Below are 22,563 nucleotides of genomic sequence, written 5' to 3' on the forward strand. Positions count from 1 at the left end.
GCTTTCAGCAGTTTCAGTTCGGTCTCCGCCTTCTCTCTTTCCAGCAACAGCGTCCGCTGCCGGATCTGCAGTTGATCCTTTACGACCTTGATGATCAGGAACACGAAGGCCACCGAAAGGATCTGGAAAAAATAGACATACGACAGCTTGGGGATGTCGGTCAGGAGGTTGGCCCAGGTTTCAAAAGGTTCGGGTTGGATGTGGGCAAGCGGTTCGCAGATCTTCACGATAAAGATCCGGGACAGGGCACAGGTCAGATAGCTGATCGCCAAAAAGGCAACCGCGGAAGAAAGGTACTGCTTCCGGTAAAAATAAAATGGGAGGATGAAGTAGGCGAGTACATACGCCTCGATCATTTCGGGCACCATGTACAAGGCATCGGTGACCAACTCGAAGCCATAACTCCCCGCTTTGCCATCAAAATATTTGCTGGAGCTTACCGAGACCAGCAACACGGTCAGCCAGTAAAGGCCATGCGCCCACCAGCGGTGTCGTTGATGAAAACGGATCAGCGATTCAAGCCCATTCATAGCCCACAAATTAGCTATTTCGCCGCATCCTTCCCCGATCGTCGACCAAAAGGCAAAATCACCCCCTGAACACGACCTGTCCGGCGCAATGGTCCGTATGGCCGATAGGTCGCCGCGCCGGTCGACAACCGGAAAATCGCCCTTCCTTCCTTGGTAACATTGTAGAAAATCCTCAGCATGTTCTCCAAAACGTGGTTATTTTTCTTTGTCACGAGCTGCTTGCCGTTCGCCGTTTTTGCGCAGGATACCTCCCGCATTCCCCGCGTGGATACTCCCTTCGCCAAAACCCTTAAAGCCGCCACGATCACCCGGCCGGGCCCCCTGGTCCAACGGCAGATCGACCGCATCGTCATTCATGTCGACCGGCAGATCATCAACAGCGGGATGACCGCCCTCGAAATGATCCGGCAATTGCCAGGCGTCCAGATGACCGACGAGGGTCAGGTCTCGCTAAACGGCAGGGCAGGCGCGAATATCTTTATCGATGGGAAGCCCACCCAGCTCTCCGCGGACGACCTGGCCAGCCTGCTGAGGGGGATGTCTTCGTCCTCCGTTGAACAGGTAGAGATCATGACCAACCCGCCGGCGAAATATGACGCGGCCGGCACCGGCGGCATTATTAACATCGTTCGCAAAAAAAATAAAGAGGAAGGCTGGAACGGAAATCTTTCGGGGAATGTGGGGGAGGGGCACTACCCGCGTTATGGCGGCAGTCTCCTGATCAACTGCAAGACGAACCGCTATAACCTGTTCCTCAACTATAGCTACAACTATAACAAGAGTTTGTTGGGGGGTAATTCGACGGCAGAGCTTCTCAAAGGCGGCCAGCTGCTGACCCGTCAGGTCTCGGCCAACCAACGGACCTCCACCGCGAGGGCCAATCATGGCCTGGCCGGCATCGACTGGTACCTGACCAAACGCACCACACTCACCCTGAGCGCCAACGGTGGAAGCCGTACCGAGAGTGAACGCGTGAATTCGCTGTTGAGCGTTTTCCCGGCGGGCGGCGGAGGTAGCGGCGGCGGCGGACAATCTTTTACTGCCCTGAATGCCGATCACCCGGTCAACTACACGACCGGGCTCCAGCTTCGCCATCTCCTGGATACCACCGGATCGGAGTTTTCCATCGATGCCGATTACTCGGAATTTCACTACTGGCCCGGGCAGTACAACGCTACGCTTTTTCTCGGTCCCACCGGGGACCTGCAGGGCCGGTCCGATGTGTTCCTCGATCAGACCCGGGTGCTGCGGATCGCCGGAGCCCGCGCAGATTATGTCCGGCCCTGGCCGGGAAAAGGAAAATTCGAGGCCGGGTTGAAATCCAGTTATGTGGCAACCGACAATAACAGCAGCTATTACAATCAGGCCGGCGGCCGGGAGCTGATCGACTCCACACAAAGCGACTACAACCGGAATACCGAGAACATCAATGCCGCCTATCTCAATGTCGACCGTCAATTCAGGCGACTGACGCTGCAGGCCGGTCTCCGGGCTGAGCAAACCGTGATGAAGGGCCGGCAGCTCTATAACGTCGGCGGCGCGTCGGTGGAGCAACATTATTTTCAGCTGTTTCCAACCCTGTTTATCGACGACCGGCTCGATTCCCGCAACAACCTCAATGTTCAACTCGGCCGCCGCATCGATCGGGCGGACTATCACGAACTGGTGCCATTCAGAAGGCCGCAGGGGCCGACGCTTTTCTTTCAGGGAAATCCCTATCTCAGACCTGCGCTGACCTGGCATGGCGAGATGACCTGGTCGTGGAAGAACCTGTTGTTCCTGACGGCCGGCTATGATATCGATAAAGACTATGTCCGAACCTTGCCCTACCTCGATGCCAATGATTCCACGACTACCCGCATTCCTACCAACCTGCAGGGGGCCAGGTCGTGGAATGTCGACCTGGTGGTGAATCATTCGATCACGAAATGGTGGACTACCAATACGACGGCCTCCCTTTATCTGAATTCGTTTACCGGCACCGCCAACGGCTTCCCGCTGGACAACCGGGGGATCGTTTCTTTTTATGGGCAGAGCGACAACAACCTCACTTTGACCCGTTCGCTGTCCGCCGAGGTGGACTTCGAATATAATTCAAAGCGCCAGATCGTCCAGTCTACTTATGGCGCCTATTCCATCCTTAGCCTCGGGTTGAAACAGCAGCTGCCCGGTAAAAAAGCGGCCATCACTCTGAATGCGCATAATATCCTGCAGGGAGAGAACCGGGCCGGCGTCGACCATTATCTCGATTTGAACCAGTATAACTACAACCGGTTCTACACCCGCGCGGTCACGCTCAGCTTTTCGTATCGCTTTGGAAGCGGTAAAACGGCCCGCAACCAGGATCGTTCCGGAACGGAGGACGAGCGGCAGCGGGCGGGGAATTAGGGGTCCATTGAAAATATTTGGCGGAATAGAAAAGGAGATATACATTCGTACTGTACTACAAAACTACTACAGTATGATACGGGTTCAAAACCTCTCTTTCGGCTATAAGAAAGGGACACTTTTATATGAAAACCTTGATCTTTCTCTTGACCCTGGGAATATTTGCGGCTTGCTGGGGAAGAACGGGGCGGGGAAATCGACTTTTCTGAAAACGCTGGTAGGCCTGTTGTTTCCCCAAAGCGGCAGTATTTCGATCAACGGGTTTGAGCCCCGGAAAAGACAGCCTTCTTTTTTGGAAACCATTTATTTTATCCCGGAAGAAGTAACGGTGCCTTCGCTGACAATTGGGCGTTATCTTAACCTGTTTGCATCCTTTTACCCTCAGTTTGATGAAAATCTTTTTTATAACTGTCTGAAGGTGCTGGAAGTTAAACCGGAAGGCAAATTGAGGACGCTCTCTTTCGGCCAGCAGAAGAAGTTTGCCATAGCATTTGGGCTTGCCTGCAACACAACGGTACTATTGCTTGATGAGCCTACCAATGGCATGGATATTCCCTCCAAGACACAGTTCAGAAAGCTGATCTCCTCGGTTTTTTCAAAGGATCGATTGTTACTGATATCTACCCATCAGGTGCGGGATCTCGACAACCTGATCGACCAGATCGTTATAGTCGACAACGGCCGCCTTCTCCTGAATACCTCCATGGCCGAGGTAACAGAAAAGCTTTGTTTTAAGTCGCTTTATCACCTGCCGGAAGAAAGAGTTGATGACGTTCTTTATTCGGAAGAGTCACTGAAAGGGGTATCGGTGGTGATGCGAAACCTGGAAAACCAGGATTCCAAGGTCAATCTGGAACATTTGTTCAATGCCGTTACGGCGCAACCTGCCCTGACAAAGGAGATTTTTGCAAATTAAAATCCAGCAATAATGTACGATACTTTTCACCTGCCGCGTTTTGGACGTTTGTTAAAAAAGACGTTATTGGAACGGCCCATGCAGATATTTGGCTTCACTGGAGCGATATTGTTACTACTGTTCATTTATTATGCGATCTATCATTTGCCCCTGCACCAATGGATCGAAGTACAAAAAGCCGCTTTCCTCATTGGCTTAACCGGCGGCGGGATGTTCCTGGCGTCTTTTATGTTCGGGTATTTTTCCACCAATGCACAAGGGGCCTCATATCTCACTTTGCCGGCATCACATTTTGAAAAATGGCTCTGTGTCGTATTAATAACCGGGATATTCTATCCGGCGGTCTTTCTACTATTCTTCCGCCTTGTGGACGTTTCCTTTGTGGTGTGGTTTCACGATCACCTGGATACTTCCATGCCCAATTATAAAAAGATTTACGATACAGTCGGTGTTTTCCCGTTTGACGGCGACAAAGCACGGGATGTGTATTGCTATTTTGCAAATTATGCGGGCGCCATGCTCGTGGGATCGCTCTATTTTAATAAGGTAACCTTTATAAAAGTGGCCCTTGTCGTCGGAGGGGTTTTCCTGTCCCTTTATTTAGTTAACCTGCTGATCGCTAAGATCGTCATGCATGATGTTCAAAACGCCTTTCCTTTTGAGAGCGTAGACATATCGGTGATAAAATTTTCGGCCGGCCTGCAACCCATCTCTTCCGTAGACAGGTCGATTGACCTGCCCTCAAACACGGGGAAAGCCATTGATATTTTGACTCGTTATTTTCTTCCGGGTGCTTTATGGATAATTTCCTATGTTCGGTTAAGGGAAAAAGAATTTTAAAATTACAAATATGGAATTTCGGGAAAAAGGATCGATATACTCGCAAATTGCGGAGTATGTATGCGATCAGATACTTTTAAAAAAGTGGCTATTGGGCGAAAAGATCCCTTCCATCCGTGAATTTGCCGCCACCATGCAGGTCAATGCGATAACGGTGCAACGAGCATATGACTTTTTGCTTCAGCTTGACATCATCGCCAATAAAAGAGGGATCGGTTATTTCGTAACGCCCGGGGCGGAGGAAAAGGTCCTGGCCTTCCGCCGGGCGCAGTTTATTGAGCAGGATCTGCCCTTGTTTGTAAAAAATATGCGTCTGTTGCGAATAGACCCCGATGAGATAAAAGCCTATTTGGAAAATGCTCAAAATAAAATTTAATGAAACTTAGTACCAAATTGCTCGCCGGGTTGTTTGTATTGACAATTGCCGCGCTGCTCTCTGCAAACCTATCCATCAAAACAAATTATGACAACACCGATAAAGACGATCGTTATTGGGGATATGGTAAGATCCTTGAGCAACCCTTTAAGCATATAAAGATCGAAGGCGGCAATATTACCCAAATGACCTTTGAACAAAGCGAAAGGCCATCGGTACGGGTATTAAAGCAATGGCCCGGATATGAGAGCAGGGCGGTAAAAGCATTTGTAAAGGCTGATACCTTATTTATCAGGTTTCCCAGGGAGAATAGCGCCGACAACGCAAAAGTAAAGGACTGGATCAAACATACGACACTTGTAAGGATCTTCGCGCCGGAATTGGTTTCTATAGAGGGGATTGACACCGATGTCGATCTATTGAAGATGCATCAAAAAAGCATCTCTATCGAGCTTTCAGGTAACTCGGAAATGGAAGTTGAAAGCGAGCTCTCACAGATGGATTCGCTTATAGTCATTGCAAACGGTTCGAGTGATCTAAATTTTGAAATGTCGCCTGGGGCCGGAGCAAACAAATTGATACGGGTACGCTCGGCAGATATTCATTTAAATGGTACTGCGAAGCTGGACCTGGGGCCGGTGCAAATCGATTCTTATAAGCTAAATATGGCCGATAGTGCTTTGATCCGGCTTTCCGGGTTTTCTGTGAATAAAATGACGCGATGACCAGCCGGCTAATCTCTCTTTATAAAATTACCCGCTTCATCGAAGACCAGGTCCTTTCCTTTCACCTCGGCCTCGTAGCCGATCTTCCCGGCGGCGTCGGTGACCTTCCCCGCCTCGGTGATCTTTGCGCCCGGGTAGTTCTTTTTGACGTAGGCGGCGATGGCGATAGGAAGTTCGGTGACCCTGATGGCTACCACCTGTTCTACGAATGAGCCGGCAGGCGTAAATACAACGGAGTTGTCCTCGTTGGACTTTCCGCCCCAGTTGGCTTCGAAATTACCTTTTTCTTTCTCCCAGATGACACCACTGGCCGCGGGGTATTTTTGCGTGAGTGCCGATTTGACGGCAGCTGGGACGTCGGCGCTTTTTACTTTCTGAGCAAAACTCTGATTGGCGGTCAGTACGAGGGCGAGAAGCCCAGGAATGAATGATCTTGTCATGGTGAAGTGTTTTTCTTTCGATAAAGCTAAACGGGGATTCTGGATGAAACCGGAATTCCGTCGCGGGAAGTGTTGAAACAAACGGAAAAAGCGTGACGGCTTTTGATATAGTTATAATTGACCTTGTAGTGATAGAGGGCGCAGATATTTTTGACGATGGCCAGGCCGAGACCGGTGCTGTCCTCATTTCCTTCCTGCCGGCTTTGCTTGTGGAACCGGGCGAATATCCGGCCGCCCACCAGCGGAACCTCGTCTCCCGTGTTGCTGATGATCAATTCGCGGTGATCGAGCGTAACGAGGATATCGCCGCATTTGTCATTGTGACGGATCGCGTTGGAGAGGAGGTTTCCGATAAGGATGTCGATCAGCGCCGGATCCGCATAGACGAAAACTTCCGGTTGATAGTGCTGGTGGATGATAATATCCTTTTCCTGGGCAAGGATATCGAGGTGACCGATCATTCTTTCGCAGGCTTCCCGGAGATCGATCCTTTCGATCATGTTGTATTGATTGTTCTCGATCTTGGCCAGCAGGAGGAGGGACTTATTGAGTTTGGTGATCCGGCGGATGGTATAGTCGAGGATATTGATCAATTCGGCCTGCTCCCTGCTGAGTGGGGTCGTCTGCATGAGCAGTTCCAGTTTCGACTGTAAGATGGCAACGGGCGTTTGCATTTCATGGGCGGCATTTTCCGTAAACTCCCGCTGTTGCAGAAAAAGCTGTTGGCTGCGACTGAAAAGCTGTTCGATCGCCTTTTTCAGTTGATTGAACTCATCGGTTGTGCTGGCCATGAAAACCGGGTCGGCACGCTTATTGACCTCGAAGTCCTGCATGGTCCGAAGAGCGATGTAAAACGGCTGCCAGAGGCGTTTGGACATCCGTTGATTGATCCATAGAATGCCCATGACAAGGATGAAAAGTACGGTCGTCTGGACAAAGAGGATACTGCCGAGAAGGTCTTCGTTCTCGATGAGACTGCTTCGGATGATCAGTTCATAGGGTCGTCCGCTAACCGTCACCGTACCCGCCATTTCGCGATAAGGTTCCGCTTCCCGGTGTCGCCGGTTGAACCGGTCGATCGTATAGATGCGATCCTGCTGCGGGATGGTCAGCGGGGAGATCGAGATATCATTGTCCATCTTCGCCCAGATGGCGAGTTCCTGTTCGGACTGGATGAGGCCGATATGCTCCCGGGTCTCGTGAAACTGGATACGCAGCGATCTGTCCACTGCATGTAACAACACCTTACGGACTACCAGATAGAAAACCGGGATGGTTAGCAGGAACAGCGCCGAAGAGTATACCAGGTAGTTGCGGATGGTCTTGTTGTTCAGTTTCATGATCGACTCTTCTGTCTACTGGCAAGATAATAGTCGATTCTAGGCAGATTCTGGATAAAAAGGGGACCGATCTCTGCGCGAATAGTCGTCAGGGCCTTGTTAGTTTTTCAACGGCTTCGCTATAATTAGGGCTTATGGGCAGGAAAACGCCGTTTACCAGGACCTGGGTCTTTTCCAGTCGGCGAATGTGCCGGACACCAACGATATAAGACCGATGGATGCGTAAGAACGCGGGCGCCGGCAATAATTTCTCCACTTCGGCGAGGGTCACCCTGGAAAGGATCTTTTCCCCTTTTAGCATAAATTGAACATAATTGCCGCTGCCCTCCACATACAGGATCTCGTCCAGGGGAACCCGCACCTGATCATAGCCGGTCTTGACAAAGATGGCCGGCGGCCCGGCCACGGTCGATCGAAAGCTTTGCTTTAGTTCAGCCTGATGGAATGCCCTGCCGCAGGCTTTCCGGAAGCGGGTTTCGGAAAAAGGCTTCAAGAGAAAATCGATCGCATCCAGTTCGAAGCTTTCCACGGCGTGGTTTGAATAGGCCGTCGTGAAGATCACCATTGGCGGGCGGGGTAGGGATCTTATCAGATCGATGCCCGAGATGTCCGGCATTTTGATGTCGAGAAAGAGGAGATCGGTCTCGGTTTTGTGCAAATATTCTGCCGCTTTTGATGCGCGGGTAAAGGTAGCCAGCAGGTCGATGTACGGGACTCCCGCGCCGAACTTCCGGATCACTTCCAGGGCAACCGGCTCGTCATCCACAGCAATTGACTTCAGCATATCCTGTCATTTTATTTTGGGTAGGGTCAATTTTCGCCCCAGCTTTTCGATACTGATCTCGATCTCTTTGATCTCGCCATTTTCATCCCTTCGAAACTGATGTTCTATTCTCATTCCGTCCCGAACGACCACCATAAAACGATCGTGGCCGATGGGGAAGAGCTCCATCGGGGGATGCTCGGAGGACTCTTTTCCGAAAAGATGTCCGTTGACGATCGTTGTCTCAAAGATACGCTGGCCATCCGGACTAAACCGGCCGACATATTTTTTTAACCGGTCTTCCGGCAGGCGAACGGGGGCTTCGGGTAGCGTATAAGGTTGATGAAAGAGGATCGCGAGGATGCCCTTCCCGACCACGTCGATACACGGTTCATCGGCCGTGTTGTTCAGGAGGATGATAAAGATATCATCGCCGGGGATGCGGATCATTTTTGCTTCGAACCCAAATACCCGTCCGCCGTGTCCGACGAGCTTTTTTCCATAGGCGGAGTCCAATTCCCAGCCATCGCCATAGGGGCCTTTGCCTGCCGTATACGCCTTTTCCTGGAGGGTGTTGTCGATAATCCGGCCTTGCTGCAGGGCCTGATGCCATTTGTACAAGTCCTCCGCGGTTGAATATAGCCCGCCGGAGCCGATGAATTGTGTCGAATCCTGATCCGGCCCGAGGGTATATCCCAATGGAGAGAACTGCCAATAGGCCGTCGCCTTGTCCCGACTGTTCAAACGGACAAAATCGAAACCGCTGTGGGTCATACCCAATGGCCCGAATACTTCTTTGCGAACCATGGACTCATAGCCCTGTCCTGTCACCTTTTGGATGATATAGGCCAGCAGCATATAGTTCGAGTTGCTATAACTGAATTGCGAACCGGGTGTAAAAAGCAACGGCTTATCCATTATGGAGTCCAGGACCTCTTTCTCGGAGGTCGGCCGCTTTGACAAGGTCCAGAAATCGGGGACATATGTATAATTGAAGATCCCCGAAGTATGGTTCAGCAGGTTTTGGATAGAGATATTGTCGCCTTGTGGAAAGCCTGGAAAATGCTTGCTGAGTTTGTCGGCGAGATCGAGTTTTTGTTCCGCGGCAAGCCTGAGAACCACCGCGGCGGTAAATTCCTTTGTGATCGAACCGACCCGAAAGATGGTGTTGGCGTCGTTTGGAGCGTGGTGATCGATATCCTTCCAGCCATAGCCTTTTTCGAGGAGGATCTTTCCTTCGACGGCAATAAGGGCGGTGCCATTGAATTTGTTGTAGGCGGCGTACCGGCCGATCAGTTCGTCCAGCTTTCCGGGGATCGTGTCCTGGGACCAAGCCGAACCGGCGAGACAAAGGAGTCCGCACCACAATAGAGAGGTGAATTTATAGGACATATACTGTTGTTTAAAAATGGAGGGTTAGCCTGACGATATATTCTGTATCCGTGGTCGTCAGGAAGATTTGATGGCGGGAAGGATAGATGAGTTTCAGCCGTGTGAGGACATTGTTATTCCCGATGCCGCCCCGGTTCTTCTCGGGGTCATTCCCGGCGCCGGGATGAAGGCTGTTCCTAACCTCGAAAACTATTTTCTTTTTGTCACAGTTCAGATCGATCTTTATCCAGGAGGGGTGATCGAGACTGACGCCGTGTTTAAAGGCATTCTCCACGAAAGGGATGAGGAGCATGGGCGCGATCTCCTGATCCCGGCAGGCCAGATCGATCTTTTCCTCCACCCGGATGTCCAGGGTATCATCGATGCGCATCTTCTGCAGCCGGATATAGTTTTGCAGATATTCTGCTTCACGCGAGATGGGTATGGAGTCTTTTGTATTCTCTTCCAGCATGAAACGCATCATATCGCCCAGCGTTTGAATTCCGCCGGAGGTCAGTGCGGCATTCTCGCGGATCGCGAAGCCATACAGGGTATTCAGTGTATTGAACAGGAAGTGAGGGTTGATCTGTGAGCGGAGGAGTTGCAGGTCCATGGTCGATTTGGAGAGGGCCGTCTCGGCGCCCCTTAACTGAAGGATCTTATCCCGGCGTCCCTGATAAAGGATCCAGGTAATGGGCGTGGTAACGAACAGGTGCACCAGCCAGCAGCCAAGAAACCCGAACTCCAGACCCTCATGAAACGGTGCCAGGAAGAATGGGAGGGAGCTGATACCCGTCGTTACGATGATACGCAGCACCGTCGGGATATTGAAAAGCTTACGGTCGCCTTGCAGCGGAAATATCCAGTAAGTATTCGCCATGTAAACGAGAAAAAAGGGCAGAAGAACCGCAAAATAGAGATCGATCATGCTTCCCTCGTGCACAAGACGGAGCGCTGCCGAAACGAAGGGGATGGTGATATAGATGGATAAAAATGCTGTCAACTGGTTACAAACCAGGGTCCAATAGGGCATACGGCTGCCGGAACGTTCTATCGCAAAGATGACCCCTTCCCTTATGGCGAGGTACAGCAAGGCGACCATCAGTCCGAGAAGGGCTCCGAGGTAGCATCCCCACAGATTGCGAAGGGTTAGGGCGGCCCACTCATGTTTGAAATATAAAGCGAGATAGACAACAGAACCAACAAGCACGATCAACGACGAGAGTTGCCAGTACAGTCGGGGAAATCGCGACCTCCATGATGTTGCCCTGGAAGATTTAAGGTTTTCCAGATAAGGAACGATGATCTTTCGGTTCAGGATCACATACGCCGAATAGACCGTCATGACCAAAAGGACGTCCGGCAGAAGTTCATTCCGGTAGATGTTAAAGTGGAAATTGTTTTGTTCGAAGGCTGAGACGCGCAATGGGCGAATCCCCAGGAATAGAAAGGTCCAAATGTTACCGGCTATCACGGAAATAGCCAGGATGGTTGTCATTATCCATTCGTGATCGCGCCACCTGATCTTCATATTGAATTCATTTGACCCCAAGATTAGAAAGGAAAATTGACGTATTCTAAAAAATGGGTTCAAACCGGTTGCTCGTGGGGTGAAAGTGGCGCCAATGGTCCGGCGGGTGTCCGGTTCAGGATATATTCAGTTTTTATTCGGTATTTTGGGGGTCTATGTGGAAGTATTTCGCTTTGCTGTCCGCGCTGTTTGCGGCGCTGACCGCCATTCTCGCAAAACTGGGGCTGAAAGGCGTGCCCTCGAATCTGGCAACGGCCATCCGCTGTGTCGTCATCGTGGTGATGACCTGGGCCGTGGTGGGGGCCACGGGGGAACTGCCCGCGTTGAAGACGCTTACCCGGCAGAATTTACTTTTTCTGATCTTGTCCGGAGTGGCCACGGGGCTTTCCTGGCTGTTCTATTTCCGGGCGCTGGCGACGGGGCCAGTGTCCAAGGTGGCGCCGATCGATAAACTGTCCCTTGCGTTGACGATCACTTTGTCGGCGGTGATCCTGCACGAGCCGTTGGAACCGAAGACCATCTTTGGCGGACTGCTGATCGTGGCGGGGACGCTGGTGCTGATCCGATAAAACGGTAAACCTGCCCGCCGCCAGGATCGTTCCGAAACGGAAGACGCGTGGCAGCGGGCAGGAAATTAATGATTACCTTCTAAAGTTTGTTGCCTCTTAGTGCTTGTTGCCCTGACCGTCGCTGGTGTAGGCGCCGATATCGCTATTGTAGGTGCTGTTGCCCTTTCCGATGGCGGGCGAGCCCGCGTTCAGGTGGAAGTCGTTGCTGGTGGGGGCGCCATTGGCCGTCGCGAACTTGCCGTCATAGCTCTTGAACATCGGGTCCTTGTCGCCGACCTTGGTCGAGATCAGATCGGTGGACTGGGGTTTGCCGACGCCGTCGCCGGGATAGAAATTGCTGCGGAGATTGACCACGATATTGGGGGTCACGGTGGTGTCGGTGTACGTGTCGGCCGTTGCGTAGAAGAGGTTATTGCCGTATTTGGTATTGATGGTATCGGCGCCGGTGAAGATCTCGAGGCCCTGGTAGTTATTCACCATCAGATTGTTGTAGATGTTGGCCTTCGCGTTGAGATCGATGGACACTCCACGACCTGGTTCGGCGGCGCCTCTTCTCCAGCCGTTGCTGACCAGGGTATTGTTATAGACGTTGATGCTGGTCTGGGGGATGGGAACGGTGCTGCTGGTCTCCATTTTGATGCCGGTGCCTGCCTGGCTGTAGATCACGTTATAAGCTACCGTGCCGGTGACGCCGTTTTTTATGTTGATGGCCTCCCCGTCGGTGCTGCCCGATGTCAGGATGGTATTGCGGAGGATGTTGATGGTGCAGCCGCTCTGCAGGGCTATCAGGTCATCCTGGCCATTGGTGAACCAGCTGTCCTCGATGTCGACATTAATGGCAGCTTTGACGGAGACGCTCTTGCGCGGATCGCCCCCGGGATCGGGTCCGCCGGTATTGTCGATATGCGCCCATTTGATGATGACGGCCTGTGCGCTGTCGCAGGCAAAGCCACCCCAGCTGCCGGGCTGTTTGCTGGCAGAGTTAAACGAGATGGGTTGGGCCTGGGTGCCGACGAGATTGAGCACGCCCTGGACGATGATCTGGGCATTGTTCTGGATGACGATCGTGACCCCCTGCTGTGAGGCGAGGGTGTCGCCGGCTTTGATGGTGAGGTCGCCGGTGATCGTGTACGTGTTTCCGGTGGTAAAGGTCCCCTTTACAAATCCCGAGATATTGCCGGGAGCGATGGGATTGGATGCGGGTACCGTTGCCGTAACGACCTTCGTGTCGTCATTGTTGTGCTTTGAGCAGGCGCCCAGTGCTGCGACGACGACGGCAAGGACCAGATAAATTTTTGTTCGGTTCATATGTTTTGTTTTTGTGTCAATTTGAATAGCGCAGCCCGATGCTGGCGTTGAATTTGGTGATCTCCCGTTGTACCAGCAGGTCGTTGATCTGGGCCTTGTTTGGGGTGTTCAGGAGGTTGTTCCACTTGGTAAAAAGCGTAAAGTGACGATTCCGCAGGCCTTTTTCGGCGGAAAGCGCGAGGTTGGATTGCGGGCGCTGGTAATAATCGTATCCATAGATGGGATAGACGACGGCGATGGACTTGCCGATGTACTGGAAGGCCAGCTCGGCGAAGAACGCCTGTTTGGGGTTTTTGTACAGCAGGGAAAGATTGAGGGTATGGTCGGTCTGACCTTGTAACGAACGTTTTTGCAGCGTATCGGGATTACTGTAGCCTGTCGTAAGATCGTAGTAGGACTTGGTCGAGGAGATCTTCGAGTAGAGGTAGGTGTAATTACCCGTGATCCCAAAACGACCGAAATACCGGGTGAAGGCCAGCTCCGCGCCATAATCGGTGGCATTGCCGAAGTTCTGGGGTTTGTCGACGGTACCGGAGACATAGGCATTCTCGATGGGGTTCTGCAGCTTTTTGTAAAATATCCCCGCGAAGACCTGTTCTTCGGCGCGCGGATACCATTCGTACCGGATATCGTAGTTGTCGCCGGTGGTGTGGTTGAGATAGGGGTTGCCGGTAGTGGAATTGGCCGTGGTCGTGCTGAACCGGGTAGCGGGGACGAGGTCGTAGTAGTTGGGCCGGGCAATGGCCTTATAATAGGACAGCCGGAGATTGGTGCGGTCGTTAAGTTTAATTTTTGCCATCACGCTGGGGAGGACATCGGTATAATCCTTGTCGACGGCGTTGATCCCCGTGGGGTAAAAGGTATTCAGTTTGTAGCCCTGTTGGGTATGTTCGATCCGGGCGCCGCCGAAGAGGTCGAAGCGGGGGAAGGACAGTTTCATCTCGCCATAGCCGGCGCTGATATCTTCGTGGATCCGGTAGTTGTTGAGGTCGTAGTCATAGGTACCGCTGGTGTTGTAGACTGTCCATTGCGCGGTGTTGATATCGGTGAACACCTGCTTGACGCCGTTTGCGTTGGTAGTCGGTTTGAGGTCGTACTCATCCTGCAGATTGAACCGGGTCTTATGGCGGTAGAGCCCGCCGGCTTTTAGCTCGAGGGTCCCGGTAGTGTGGATACCCGACCGGTAGCTGAGGTTGAACATCCCGTCGATGTCCTGGTCATGGTTGTGTTGCCAGATGCGGGTGATATCGTCGAAGTAATTGGGTGTGGTGATAAAGGTGTAAGGGCCGTGGATATCGCTTGTCGTGTGGGTGGTGTCGATCTTCGAGTTCAGGGAGAGATCAGCCATATCCGGGGTGCGTTTGGCGGCATAGGAGAAGACCCCGGTCCAGTCGGCGAGGAAATGTTTCGAGAGGATATGCTTTCCTTCGAGTTTGATGTTCTCGAGCCATTGGCGGCTGGTGATGGAGGTATAGTCCGTCGAGACCGGACCGGTGCCGGGCACGGTGCGGCCGCCGTTGCCGCCGAGGATCGCGGTGTCGATGATCGTCCGGGCCTGGGCGATATACGTATATAAAAAGACATCGGTGAGGGTGATCTTGTTTCGCGGGTTGATCGTATAGTCGAGGTGGGCGGTGACGCCGTTATTCATCTGTCGCGTCGAGAAAAAGCGGTTGGCATAATCCGAGAGCCCGGGTGCGCCGTTGGCATGCACATTGGGCGCCGCCTGGTTGTAGATGGCATCGCTGCCATAGTATTGGTCCTGGAAATTTCCGGCGACCAGTAATCCGAGCCGGTTTTTTGCAAAGCGGCGACCCCAGGTGACGGCGGCTACGCTGTTGGGTGGGGGTTGGGTTTTGGTGAAATCGAGGTTGCCGCGGCTGAAATCGTTGGGTTGAGCGGTGTATGCGGAGCCAAAGCGTTCGTTGAGACTTTTTTGTTGGATATCGGCCTTGGTGAAGTTCTGGAATTTCCGGTCGAGAAAGATCTTGCTGTAGCCGATGGAACCTAGGGCTTTGAACACGGGGCGTTCGGGTGCGTCTTTCATGATCATGTTCACGGAACCGCCGATGGCGTCCCCTTCCATTTCCGGCAGGAGGGACTTGTGAACCTCGATACTGCCCAGGAGGTCCGACGGGACGATGTTGAGCGGCACGTACCGGGATTTATCATCGGGGCCGGCGATCTTGATGCCGTTGACCAGGGTATTGTTGTAACGCGGATCGAGACCGCGGATGATGGGATAGGCTTCGTCGGAGCCCCCGTTGCGCTGGATGGTGAGCCCGCTCATGCGCTGGAGGACGTTGGCGGCATTAATATCTGGCGAACGCTCCATAGCCTGTGCCGAGATCACATTTAGAATATTGTTGGCGTGCTTTTCGCGTTGTCGTGAGCCGGCTTCTTCTTCCTGGCTGATGCGGCCGAAGACATTTACTTCCTGCAGCGCAGCATTGTTTTGGTCCAGGAGGAGGTCGAGCGTGGTCCGTTGGCCGGGGTGGATGGTAAACTTCCGGGCGAGGGTGGTGGCGCCGATGAACTCGATGGTCAGGGTATAGTCACCGGGTTGCAGGTTCAGGAAGCTGTAGTTGCCTTCGTTGTCGGTGGTTGTCTTTTGTCGGGAGCCGTTCAGGGATAGATAGGCGCCGGCAAGTGGTTCTTTATTTTTTCCCATCACCTTTCCATTGACGCTGCCCGAATTCTGTGCAAATACTGTTTGCGCAAGGAAGAGGAGGGTTAGTAGCGCGGGCAATTTCATGCAGCTTGGTTTTGCAGCGAAAGTATATTTGTTGAGGAAGTGGAATTTTGTTTCGGGGTGAATTAATAAGGAGTTAAGAATTTGATGGCGGATAGTTTTTGATTTCATAACCGCTACTTCATAAATGAGATTTATCTTAAATCTGCGCAGGATCTTTCCAGAGTGTTTCCAGCTTATGCACAGAATGTGTTGATGTTTCCTTAACCCGGCAGTAGTTGGTTTTGGGTTTAAGTTTGCGGCTATGAAAAAATGTGCATTCATTCTCGCCGCGATGTTTTTTTCGTATGTATTACTGGCACAGAAGGTTCACAAGGAAGAAGATGACGAAGGGGGTAAGCCGCCGACGGTGAAGCCGGTGTTGATCCGCGGACCTTATCTTCAATGTGCGACTCCCAGGTCGATGCTGATCCGTTGGCGGACCGATGCGTCGGCGAGGAGCCGGGTCCGGTATGGGTTGTCACCGGATGCGATGACCTCTCTTTCGGATGATTCTTCTCTGGTTACCGAGCACCGCGTGCTGTTGAAGGGGTTGACGCCGGGGACCAGGTATTATTATATGGTCGGCGGGATCAAGGATACGCTGTCGACGGGCAGCGATAACTATTTCTCTACCTTACCGGCTTTTGGCAGTACGGGGACTATCCGGGTGGGCGTGTTTGGGGATTGCGGAAATAATTCGGTGAACCAGCGGTCGGTGCGCGATCAGTTCCTTAAACATCTCGATACGGCCTATCTCAACGCATGGATCCTGCTGGGTGATAATGCCTATACGGATGGGACCGACGCGGAGTTCCAGTCCAACTTCTTCAATGTCTACAAAGAGAGTCTTTTGAAGAAATACCCGTTGTTTCCCGCCCCGGGCAATCATGACTATCACGATAAGGAATTTTCGGCGGCGTTGGCGCAGAAGACGCATAGTGTGGCGTACTATCAGAACTTTTCCGTTCCTGAAAATGGGGAGTCGGGGGGTGTGCCTTCGCATACCCAGGCGTTCTATTCCTTTACGATCGGCAATGCGCACTTCCTTTCGCTGGACTCCTATGGGAAGGAGGAGGGTGAATACCGGCTGTATGATACGTTGGGGCCGCAGGTGCAATGGATAAAAAAGGATCTGGAAGCCTGGCGCCGGCAGGGGAGGGGATGGGTCATTGCCTACTGGCATCATCCGCCGTTTACGATGGGTTCGCACAATAGCGATCAGGAGGCGGAGTTGGTGCATATCCGCGAAAATTTTATCCGTATCCTCGAGCGCTATGGGGTCGATCTGGTGTTATGCGGTCATAGCCATGCTTACGAACGAAGCCGGTTGATGCGGGGATACTATGGGAATGAGCAGGCCTTCGACTCGGCGAAATATGACCTGAGTCTTTCTTCGGGGCGGGATGATGGTTCCCCGGGCTCGGCTCCATACGCGAAAAGAGTGGGTGGTCCGGGCACCGTTTATGTGGTGGCGGGGTCGGCGGGGAAGTTGGGCGGGCAACAGGCGAGCTTTCCGCATAATGCGATGTATTTCTCGGATGCGGAGCATGGCGGCGCGCCGATGCTGGAGATCTCCGGGGACCGGCTCGTATTCCGGTGGATCTGCGCGGATGGGGTGGTGAGAGATGGGTTTGTGATGACGAACAACTAACGGACCCTTCCCGGGCGGGAAGGGTCCGTTAGATCAGTCGGAGTGCAGGGAAGATCAGTTCCTGGCGGGAATCAATGCGTTGACCGCCGCCGCTTCGATGACCGTTGCGACTTCCTCGGGATGCGAGATGAAGATCAGGTGGCTGCCGTCTATCTCGGAGAAGGTTCCGCCCGTTCTCTTACCAAAAAAACGTTCAAGCGCCGGCGGAATAGAGTGATCCTGCGAAGCGGCGATGTACCAGGTGGGCTTCGACCTCCAGGCCGGTTCCCCGAAGACATGCCCGAATGCGGAAGCCGCTACGGGAACCTGTGAGTCGGACATGAATTCGGATTCTTCCCGGGACAGGTCGCCGGCAAAGCCCGCATGGAATTTTTCCAGGTCATACCATACAAAGCCATCGACCGGTTCACCGATGCCGGAGAGGGGATCATGGGGATAGGATGCAAGCAATGCGCCCAGGGTCTCGCCTTTGTCAGGGGCGAAGGCGGCGACATAGACCAATCCGGCAACTTTCGCCGAATTGCCTGCGGTGGTGATGATCGCGCCGCCGTAGGAGTGGCCCACCAGGATACAGGGGCCGTCCTGCCGGTCCAGGACTCTTTGCGTGGCCAATACGTCCTCTTCCACGCTCGTGTTGGGATTGCCCACTACACTTACCCGGTAGCCACGGGCCTTGAGGATCGTATAGACTCGCTGCCATCCCGAACCGTCGGCGAAGGCGCCATGTACCAATACGATGTTGTTTACCCGATCTTTTGCCGGAGAAATTGTTGTTTGCATGTTTTAATGGTTTTCTTTGACGAATCCAGTTTGGGGCCAAGTCTCGGTCGGACTTAGTCGCGTGATTGTCATCTTCTTACCTGTGGGAGAAAATAAGATATCCCGGCAATCTGCGGAGTGACGACAGCGATTGTCGATATTTCGTCAATTGACGCGTGAGGCCACTGTACATTCTACTTATCCGGCTGAAAGTCCAGGGAGATGGAGTTCATGCAAGATCGTATATGCGTGGGGCGGTCCGTCTTCGAAGATATAACCGGGATGGGAGTTGCAGCGGGCGCAAAGGACTTCTGTGCGTTGCATTCCGTAGGAGTTGTCGGCCCGGTAAAGGCCTTTTCGGTGGCCTGTTCTCTTGCGGTGGCATAGAGCGCCGGCGGCAGGGTACAATAGGCGGAGGCGGGGCTGGACCCCGGGGAAGCGGGGCATGGCACAATTTTTTTGGTAAACATCTCATGAACGATGAAAAGACATTTCCCCTCACGTTGGATTTCGCCGGCCAGCATTATACCGGGAGGATCACGCCCTCCACGGAAACCGGCAAGAGCGGAATGCCGGTGTATTTCCGCGTGACCCTCGGCGATAAGTTGTTTGCGTATCTGTGCTGCGGCGACAATGGCTGGAGCGAAAAGGACCCTTCCGGCGCCGACCGGCCGGAAGGGTTGGTAAAGGCGATTGGGAATTATATTCTGGAATTCTATGAATAGCACCGGATTTGACGGGATCGCTTTCTGCCAGATCCTACGGGATCAGCTTCTCCCGGCGAAGCCGGTCGAAAAGATCGAAGAACGATTCGTTTGTAGGCTGGTAAACGGTAAAGCCCAGTTTGCGGCTTTTGGACATATCCGTCATCACTTCTATCGGCCTGCCCAGGTCGAGATCGGTATGCCATGGGGAAGCAAGGCGATCGAGGTCGGGTTCTTTGAGCCCGTGGCGCCTGGCGATCTCTTTCCATAGGGAGTGGTCCCGGCCCAATTCTTCCGATAACGGATGGACCGTTCCATCGAAGCCGGTCGCCTCGACCCCGAACCGATCGGCCAGCTGCGGCCATAACCAGTTCCATCGGAATATATCGCCGTTGACCACGTTGAAGGCCTCGTTACGGGCGGCCGGGGTGGTGGAAGCCCAGATAAGGTGATCGGCCAGCACACGCGCATCCGTCATATCCGAGATGCCGTTCCATTGCGCGGAAGAACCCGGCCATCGAAATTTGCGGCCGGTCTCCTTACAAATGCTGGCGTAGACCGCGAGCGTAGTGCCGATATTCATCCTATTTCCCACCGCTTTTCCGATAATGGTATGCGGCCGGTGTATACTCCAGCCAAACCCGTCCCGTCCGGCGGCGCTGTAGACCTCATCTTCCTGGGCATAGTAGAAGTTTTCGAGGTCGAGCCGCGGATGCTCTTCGCGCAAGGGCGTTACGGGCCGGAACCCTTCCTGCGCATAGGCTTCAAAGGGACCCAGATAATGTTTAAGCCCGGTAACGAGCGCAACGTGCTGAAGCGAATGCTTGGGCGACAGCACCTCCAGCAGGTTTTTGACCATCGCGCTGTTCACGCGGATATTCGCGGCCTCGGAGTCCTGGCGCATCCAGCTGGTGAAAAATACGTGTGTGGGGGCGATACCGGTCAGGGCGTTGGCGAGACCTGTCGGGTCCAGGAGGTCGGCTGCAACCGGCGTCAGATGCGCTATTTCATTCGATGGATTCCGGGCCAGGCCAAATGTTCTCCATCCGCTTGCGATCAGTTTCTCAGAAAGAATGCTGCCGGTGATGCCGCTGGCGCCGACAACCAATGCTGTTTTCTCCATATCGTTATTTCTTTTGTGCGGCGAAGTTCGGCCGATTCGAAGCGGCGGCCCAGGACCTGCCTCACAAAATGGGTGTGAGGTAGATCACACTAGTGGAGGAAAAGCCGGCTCAGCGTTTCCCGCGATACGCCAAGGTAGGAGGCGATCAGCGCTTTCGGAACGCGTTGCAGCAGCTGTGGATAGAGTTGGACGAATTGTGTATAGCGTTCCGCGGCGGTCTGGCTCATCAGCGATAGGATCCTTCGCTGTAAGGCGACATACCCTGCCTGGGTTTTTTTGCGGAAGAAATGTTCCATCTTTTGCCAGTCGGCGCAGAGCTTTTCCCGGTTGTCCAACGAAATAAAATAGGTGTGCGTGTCTTCCAGGCAGGAAACGTTCAAACTTGCTTTTAAGCTGTTGTGATAGGCCTGGGGATCGGACATCCACCAGTTTTCCATGGCGAACTGCAGGATATGCTCTTTGCCGTGTTCGTCGGTGAACGATGATTTGAGGAGACCTTTGGTGACGAAGAAATCATTTGGCGCATAATCGCCCGCCTGGATCAGGTATTGGTTCTTTTTGAATTTTCTTTCGCCGAAATACGTCAGTATCTGAGTAAACTCGTCGTCGGTGAGCGGAACGATCTGTTCTATTTGTTGGCGGAGTATTTCTTCCACGGGTGAAAATTAGTCAAGTGCAAAATTAGGCATTTAGTTTCCTTGCGACGTCAGGGATTCGTAGTCTTCGGCGGTGTCGATATCGATAGCTCCTTTTGGAAAGGGAACCAGGGCAAGGTCGTCCGGGTATTGGCGCAGCAGCTTTTTTGCGCCTTCGTTACCGGAGAGCGTCGACAACGCGTCGAAATAATGCCGGGTGAAAAGGGCAGGGGTTCCGATGGCCTCGGAATAGATGCAGGCGACGATGCCCTTTTGCGTGGTGGCCCGGGTGTGCAGCAGGGTTTGGAGCAGTTGGGTGGTAAGATGGGGCTGGTCGCAAACGGCGATGATGACGGCGGCTGGTGCGGGTTGGGCATTTTGGATGGCGTTAAGCCCGATGACGATCGAGCCGGCCATCCCGTCCTGCCAGCGGGGGTTATGGGCGATTTGTATCTTCTCTACGGGAAGGGCGGTGGTGATCTCGTTGGCGAAAGCTCCGGTGACGACGACAACGGGGTGCAGGTTGGCTGCCAGCGCTTCGGTGACGACATGCGCGAGGAGGGTGGTTCCCTGGTAGGGGAGGAGTTGCTTTGGACGGCCGAGCCGGGAGGAGTTGCCTGCCGCCAGGATGATGATGCCGGTGTTATCCATGGTTGGAAATGATGCCGGGGCGATTGTGAATGGAGGCGGGATTTGCTTTTAGCGGGCCGCCGTCCCTGCCGGAGAGCATGGCTTTGATCTCGGCGACGATAGAGATGGCGATCTCCGCGGCGGTTTCGGCGCCGATGTTGAGGCCGACGGGGCCGTGAAGGGCCGCCAGCTGGTGGTCATCGGGGTGGATGCCGTCCTGACGGAGCTCGTCCAGCATCCGGTCGAGTTTCTTTCGGGGGCCGAGCAGGCCGATATAGGGATAGGGCGTTGTTGCCCGGATCAACTCCCGCAGCAGCGCGAGATCGTACTGGTAGTTATGGGTCATGAGCACAAAGGTGGTCTGTGCATCGGGGCTCAGTTGTGGCAGGACCTCCTGCGGTTTGGCGACCAATACGCGGTCTGCCTTTGGAAATCGTTTGGGCGTTGCGTAATGGGGTCTTCCGTCTACGATGGTAGTGTGCCAGCCCAAAAGAGAGGTCAGTTCGACCAGGGGGAGGACATCATTGCCGGCGCCTGCGATCACCAATGCGGGGGCAGGACTGAGAAACTCGATAAAACCGTGGAGGTTCTGGGCATTGGCATCATACACGGTAAAGGAGGAGACTTTGTCGCGGAAGGCGGATTGGACATCGGCGAGCACTTGTTGCCGGAGGGATTCGGCCAGGCGTGATTGGATATTCCCGTCTGCATACAGGAGGCTTGTTCCGGGCTGCTGCTGATCGCGGAGAAGCGAAAAAAGCGTGACCAGAACGGTATTTTTTCGTTCGCGGACTGCTTCTTCCAAAAGCTGTATGGGATTGCAGGGCTCGTCGATATGGATGGGCTCGAACAGGATATGAACGATCCCGTTGCAGCCTAGCTGGATGCCGAATTCCATATCGTCATCATGGGTGGTGTCATAGGTGACGAGCTTGTTCTGCTGTTGGTGAATGGCCAGCAGCGCCTTCTGAAGGGCGTCACCTTCGAGACAGCCTCCGCTGATGGCGCCGGTCAGCTGGCCGTCGTCGGTGACGAGCATGCGGGCGCCGGGCCGGCGATAGGATGATCCTTCGACATGGACGACCGTGGCAAGGGCCGCTTTCTTCCCTTCCGTTCGGGCCCGGGCAAAGGACTGGAGGATGTCTCCGATCTCTTTCATGCCTGTAATTTACTGCAATTTTCATTATTTGCCTTTTTGCCGGCTGTCTGCTATCTTGAGGGTCTAACCTA

The 22,563-nt window shown here is 53.5% G+C and carries 22 protein-coding genes; 8 read left to right on the plus strand and 14 right to left on the minus strand.

The window, feature by feature from the left end; all coding sequences use genetic code 11:
• Nucleotides 1–530: hypothetical protein (locus VGM48_RS20440; RefSeq protein ID WP_331582287.1), on the minus strand; the 530-nt coding region annotated here is incomplete at its 3' end.
• Between the two features lie 177 nt (nt 531–707).
• On the opposite strand from VGM48_RS20440, the gene VGM48_RS20445 reads away from it, so the two are divergent.
• From VGM48_RS20445 to VGM48_RS20465, 5 genes are all read left to right on the plus strand, one after another.
• Nucleotides 708–2,918, plus strand: coding sequence for an outer membrane beta-barrel protein (locus VGM48_RS20445; protein ID WP_331582288.1), 2,211 nt, complete (start codon nt 708–710; stop codon nt 2,916–2,918).
• Between the two features lie 73 nt (nt 2,919–2,991).
• Nucleotides 2,992–3,834 carry an ABC transporter ATP-binding protein gene (locus VGM48_RS20450; RefSeq protein ID WP_331582289.1) on the plus strand — a complete coding sequence of 281 codons (843 nt, stop codon included), beginning with the start codon at nt 2,992–2,994 and terminating at the stop codon, nt 3,832–3,834.
• Nucleotides 3,835–3,846: 12 nt separating this feature from the next.
• On the plus strand, nt 3,847–4,674 hold the full coding sequence (locus VGM48_RS20455) for a hypothetical protein (protein WP_331582290.1): 828 nt from the start codon (nt 3,847–3,849) through the stop codon (nt 4,672–4,674).
• A gap of 10 nt (nt 4,675–4,684) precedes the next feature.
• On the plus strand, nt 4,685–5,050 hold the full coding sequence (locus VGM48_RS20460) for a GntR family transcriptional regulator (protein ID WP_331582291.1): 366 nt from the start codon (nt 4,685–4,687) through the stop codon (nt 5,048–5,050).
• Nucleotides 5,050–5,775: a hypothetical protein gene (locus VGM48_RS20465; RefSeq protein ID WP_331582292.1), complete on the plus strand. Its 726-nt coding sequence runs from the start codon at nt 5,050–5,052 to the stop codon at nt 5,773–5,775. The genes VGM48_RS20460 and VGM48_RS20465 overlap by 1 nt, the downstream gene beginning before the upstream one ends.
• An 8-nt stretch (nt 5,776–5,783) precedes the next feature.
• Here VGM48_RS20465 and VGM48_RS20470 read toward each other — a convergent pair whose 3' ends face one another.
• From VGM48_RS20470 to VGM48_RS20490, 5 genes are all read right to left on the minus strand, one after another.
• The gene (locus VGM48_RS20470) at nt 5,784–6,215 is read right to left on the minus strand and encodes a PepSY-like domain-containing protein (RefSeq protein WP_331582293.1); all 432 of its coding nucleotides are present in this window, start codon (nt 6,213–6,215) and stop codon (nt 5,784–5,786) included.
• Between the two features lie 26 nt (nt 6,216–6,241).
• Entirely contained in the window at nt 6,242–7,555 is a 1,314-nt protein-coding gene (locus VGM48_RS20475) for a HAMP domain-containing sensor histidine kinase (protein ID WP_331582294.1), read from the minus strand.
• 88 nt (nt 7,556–7,643) lie between these two features.
• Nucleotides 7,644–8,339: a LytTR family DNA-binding domain-containing protein gene (locus tag VGM48_RS20480; RefSeq protein WP_331582295.1), complete on the minus strand. Its 696-nt coding sequence runs from the start codon at nt 8,337–8,339 to the stop codon at nt 7,644–7,646.
• Between the two features lie 6 nt (nt 8,340–8,345).
• Nucleotides 8,346–9,710: a serine hydrolase domain-containing protein gene (locus VGM48_RS20485; RefSeq protein WP_331582296.1), complete on the minus strand. Its 1,365-nt coding sequence runs from the start codon at nt 9,708–9,710 to the stop codon at nt 8,346–8,348.
• A gap of 10 nt (nt 9,711–9,720) precedes the next feature.
• Complete coding sequence (locus VGM48_RS20490) at nt 9,721–11,220, minus strand: sensor histidine kinase (RefSeq protein WP_331582297.1); 1,500 nt, start codon at nt 11,218–11,220, stop codon at nt 9,721–9,723.
• Between the two features lie 155 nt (nt 11,221–11,375).
• On the opposite strand from VGM48_RS20490, the gene VGM48_RS20495 reads away from it, so the two are divergent.
• Complete coding sequence (locus tag VGM48_RS20495; protein ID WP_331582298.1) at nt 11,376–11,789, plus strand: EamA family transporter; 414 nt, start codon at nt 11,376–11,378, stop codon at nt 11,787–11,789.
• A gap of 96 nt (nt 11,790–11,885) precedes the next feature.
• Here the strand turns inward: VGM48_RS20495 and VGM48_RS20500 are convergent, their stop codons facing one another.
• Together VGM48_RS20500 and VGM48_RS20505 are read right to left on the minus strand one after the other, a co-directional pair.
• Nucleotides 11,886–13,097, minus strand: coding sequence for a right-handed parallel beta-helix repeat-containing protein (locus VGM48_RS20500; RefSeq protein WP_331582299.1), 1,212 nt, complete (start codon nt 13,095–13,097; stop codon nt 11,886–11,888).
• Between the two features lie 16 nt (nt 13,098–13,113).
• Nucleotides 13,114–15,852, minus strand: coding sequence for a TonB-dependent receptor (locus VGM48_RS20505; protein WP_331582300.1), 2,739 nt, complete (start codon nt 15,850–15,852; stop codon nt 13,114–13,116).
• 241 nt (nt 15,853–16,093) lie between these two features.
• Between VGM48_RS20505 and VGM48_RS20510 the strand changes: the two genes are divergently transcribed.
• Nucleotides 16,094–17,482: a metallophosphoesterase family protein gene (locus VGM48_RS20510; RefSeq protein ID WP_331582301.1), complete on the plus strand. Its 1,389-nt coding sequence runs from the start codon at nt 16,094–16,096 to the stop codon at nt 17,480–17,482.
• Between the two features lie 54 nt (nt 17,483–17,536).
• On the opposite strand, the gene VGM48_RS20515 is transcribed toward VGM48_RS20510, so the two are convergent.
• Nucleotides 17,537–18,262, minus strand: coding sequence for an alpha/beta hydrolase (locus VGM48_RS20515; RefSeq protein ID WP_331582302.1), 726 nt, complete (start codon nt 18,260–18,262; stop codon nt 17,537–17,539).
• Nucleotides 18,263–18,439: 177 nt separating this feature from the next.
• On the minus strand, nt 18,440–18,688 hold the full coding sequence (locus VGM48_RS20520; protein WP_349257100.1) for a peptide-methionine (R)-S-oxide reductase: 249 nt from the start codon (nt 18,686–18,688) through the stop codon (nt 18,440–18,442).
• 26 nt (nt 18,689–18,714) lie between these two features.
• Here VGM48_RS20520 and VGM48_RS20525 point away from each other — a divergent pair, with 26 nt between their 5' ends.
• Nucleotides 18,715–18,966, plus strand: coding sequence for a hypothetical protein (locus tag VGM48_RS20525; protein WP_331582304.1), 252 nt, complete (start codon nt 18,715–18,717; stop codon nt 18,964–18,966).
• A 34-nt stretch (nt 18,967–19,000) separates the two neighbouring features.
• Here VGM48_RS20525 and VGM48_RS20530 read toward each other — a convergent pair whose 3' ends face one another.
• From VGM48_RS20530 to VGM48_RS20545, 4 genes are all read right to left on the minus strand, one after another.
• Complete coding sequence (locus VGM48_RS20530) at nt 19,001–20,068, minus strand: SDR family oxidoreductase (protein WP_331582305.1); 1,068 nt, start codon at nt 20,066–20,068, stop codon at nt 19,001–19,003.
• Nucleotides 20,069–20,157: 89 nt separating this feature from the next.
• The gene (locus VGM48_RS20535) at nt 20,158–20,724 is read right to left on the minus strand and encodes a Crp/Fnr family transcriptional regulator (protein WP_331582306.1); all 567 of its coding nucleotides are present in this window, start codon (nt 20,722–20,724) and stop codon (nt 20,158–20,160) included.
• A 33-nt stretch (nt 20,725–20,757) separates the two neighbouring features.
• Nucleotides 20,758–21,354 carry a nucleotidyltransferase family protein gene (locus VGM48_RS20540; protein ID WP_331582307.1) on the minus strand — a complete coding sequence of 199 codons (597 nt, stop codon included), beginning with the start codon at nt 21,352–21,354 and terminating at the stop codon, nt 20,758–20,760.
• Complete coding sequence (locus VGM48_RS20545) at nt 21,347–22,492, minus strand: XdhC/CoxI family protein (protein ID WP_331582308.1); 1,146 nt, start codon at nt 22,490–22,492, stop codon at nt 21,347–21,349. Before VGM48_RS20545 ends, VGM48_RS20540 begins: the two co-directional genes overlap by 8 nt.
• Nucleotides 22,493–22,563 lie beyond the last annotated feature (71 nt).

Source organism: Puia sp. (assembly GCF_036500295.1).
Classification (GTDB): domain Bacteria; phylum Bacteroidota; class Bacteroidia; order Chitinophagales; family Chitinophagaceae; genus Puia.

Bases quoted from the DNA above. Each gene is read 5' to 3' on its own strand.
- VGM48_RS20445 (WP_331582288.1), top strand. From the start codon at position 708: ATGTTCTCCAAAACGTGGTTATTTTTCTTTGTCACGAGCTGCTTGCCG.
- VGM48_RS20450 (WP_331582289.1), top strand. From the start codon at position 2,992: ATGATACGGGTTCAAAACCTCTCTTTCGGCTATAAGAAAGGGACACTT.
- VGM48_RS20455 (WP_331582290.1), top strand. From the start codon at position 3,847: ATGTACGATACTTTTCACCTGCCGCGTTTTGGACGTTTGTTAAAAAAG.
- VGM48_RS20460 (WP_331582291.1), top strand. From the start codon at position 4,685: ATGGAATTTCGGGAAAAAGGATCGATATACTCGCAAATTGCGGAGTAT.
- VGM48_RS20465 (WP_331582292.1), top strand. From the start codon at position 5,050: ATGAAACTTAGTACCAAATTGCTCGCCGGGTTGTTTGTATTGACAATT.
- VGM48_RS20470 (WP_331582293.1), bottom strand. From the start codon at position 6,215: ATGACAAGATCATTCATTCCTGGGCTTCTCGCCCTCGTACTGACCGCC.
- VGM48_RS20475 (WP_331582294.1), bottom strand. From the start codon at position 7,555: ATGAAACTGAACAACAAGACCATCCGCAACTACCTGGTATACTCTTCG.
- VGM48_RS20480 (WP_331582295.1), bottom strand. From the start codon at position 8,339: ATGCTGAAGTCAATTGCTGTGGATGACGAGCCGGTTGCCCTGGAAGTG.
- VGM48_RS20485 (WP_331582296.1), bottom strand. From the start codon at position 9,710: ATGTCCTATAAATTCACCTCTCTATTGTGGTGCGGACTCCTTTGTCTC.
- VGM48_RS20490 (WP_331582297.1), bottom strand. From the start codon at position 11,220: ATGAAGATCAGGTGGCGCGATCACGAATGGATAATGACAACCATCCTG.
- VGM48_RS20495 (WP_331582298.1), top strand. From the start codon at position 11,376: ATGTGGAAGTATTTCGCTTTGCTGTCCGCGCTGTTTGCGGCGCTGACC.
- VGM48_RS20500 (WP_331582299.1), bottom strand. From the start codon at position 13,097: ATGAACCGAACAAAAATTTATCTGGTCCTTGCCGTCGTCGTCGCAGCA.
- VGM48_RS20505 (WP_331582300.1), bottom strand. From the start codon at position 15,852: ATGAAATTGCCCGCGCTACTAACCCTCCTCTTCCTTGCGCAAACAGTA.
- VGM48_RS20510 (WP_331582301.1), top strand. From the start codon at position 16,094: ATGAAAAAATGTGCATTCATTCTCGCCGCGATGTTTTTTTCGTATGTA.
- VGM48_RS20515 (WP_331582302.1), bottom strand. From the start codon at position 18,262: ATGCAAACAACAATTTCTCCGGCAAAAGATCGGGTAAACAACATCGTA.
- VGM48_RS20520 (WP_349257100.1), bottom strand. From the start codon at position 18,688: ATGCCCCGCTTCCCCGGGGTCCAGCCCCGCCTCCGCCTATTGTACCCT.
- VGM48_RS20525 (WP_331582304.1), top strand. From the start codon at position 18,715: ATGAACGATGAAAAGACATTTCCCCTCACGTTGGATTTCGCCGGCCAG.
- VGM48_RS20530 (WP_331582305.1), bottom strand. From the start codon at position 20,068: ATGGAGAAAACAGCATTGGTTGTCGGCGCCAGCGGCATCACCGGCAGC.
- VGM48_RS20540 (WP_331582307.1), bottom strand. From the start codon at position 21,354: ATGGATAACACCGGCATCATCATCCTGGCGGCAGGCAACTCCTCCCGG.
- VGM48_RS20545 (WP_331582308.1), bottom strand. From the start codon at position 22,492: ATGAAAGAGATCGGAGACATCCTCCAGTCCTTTGCCCGGGCCCGAACG.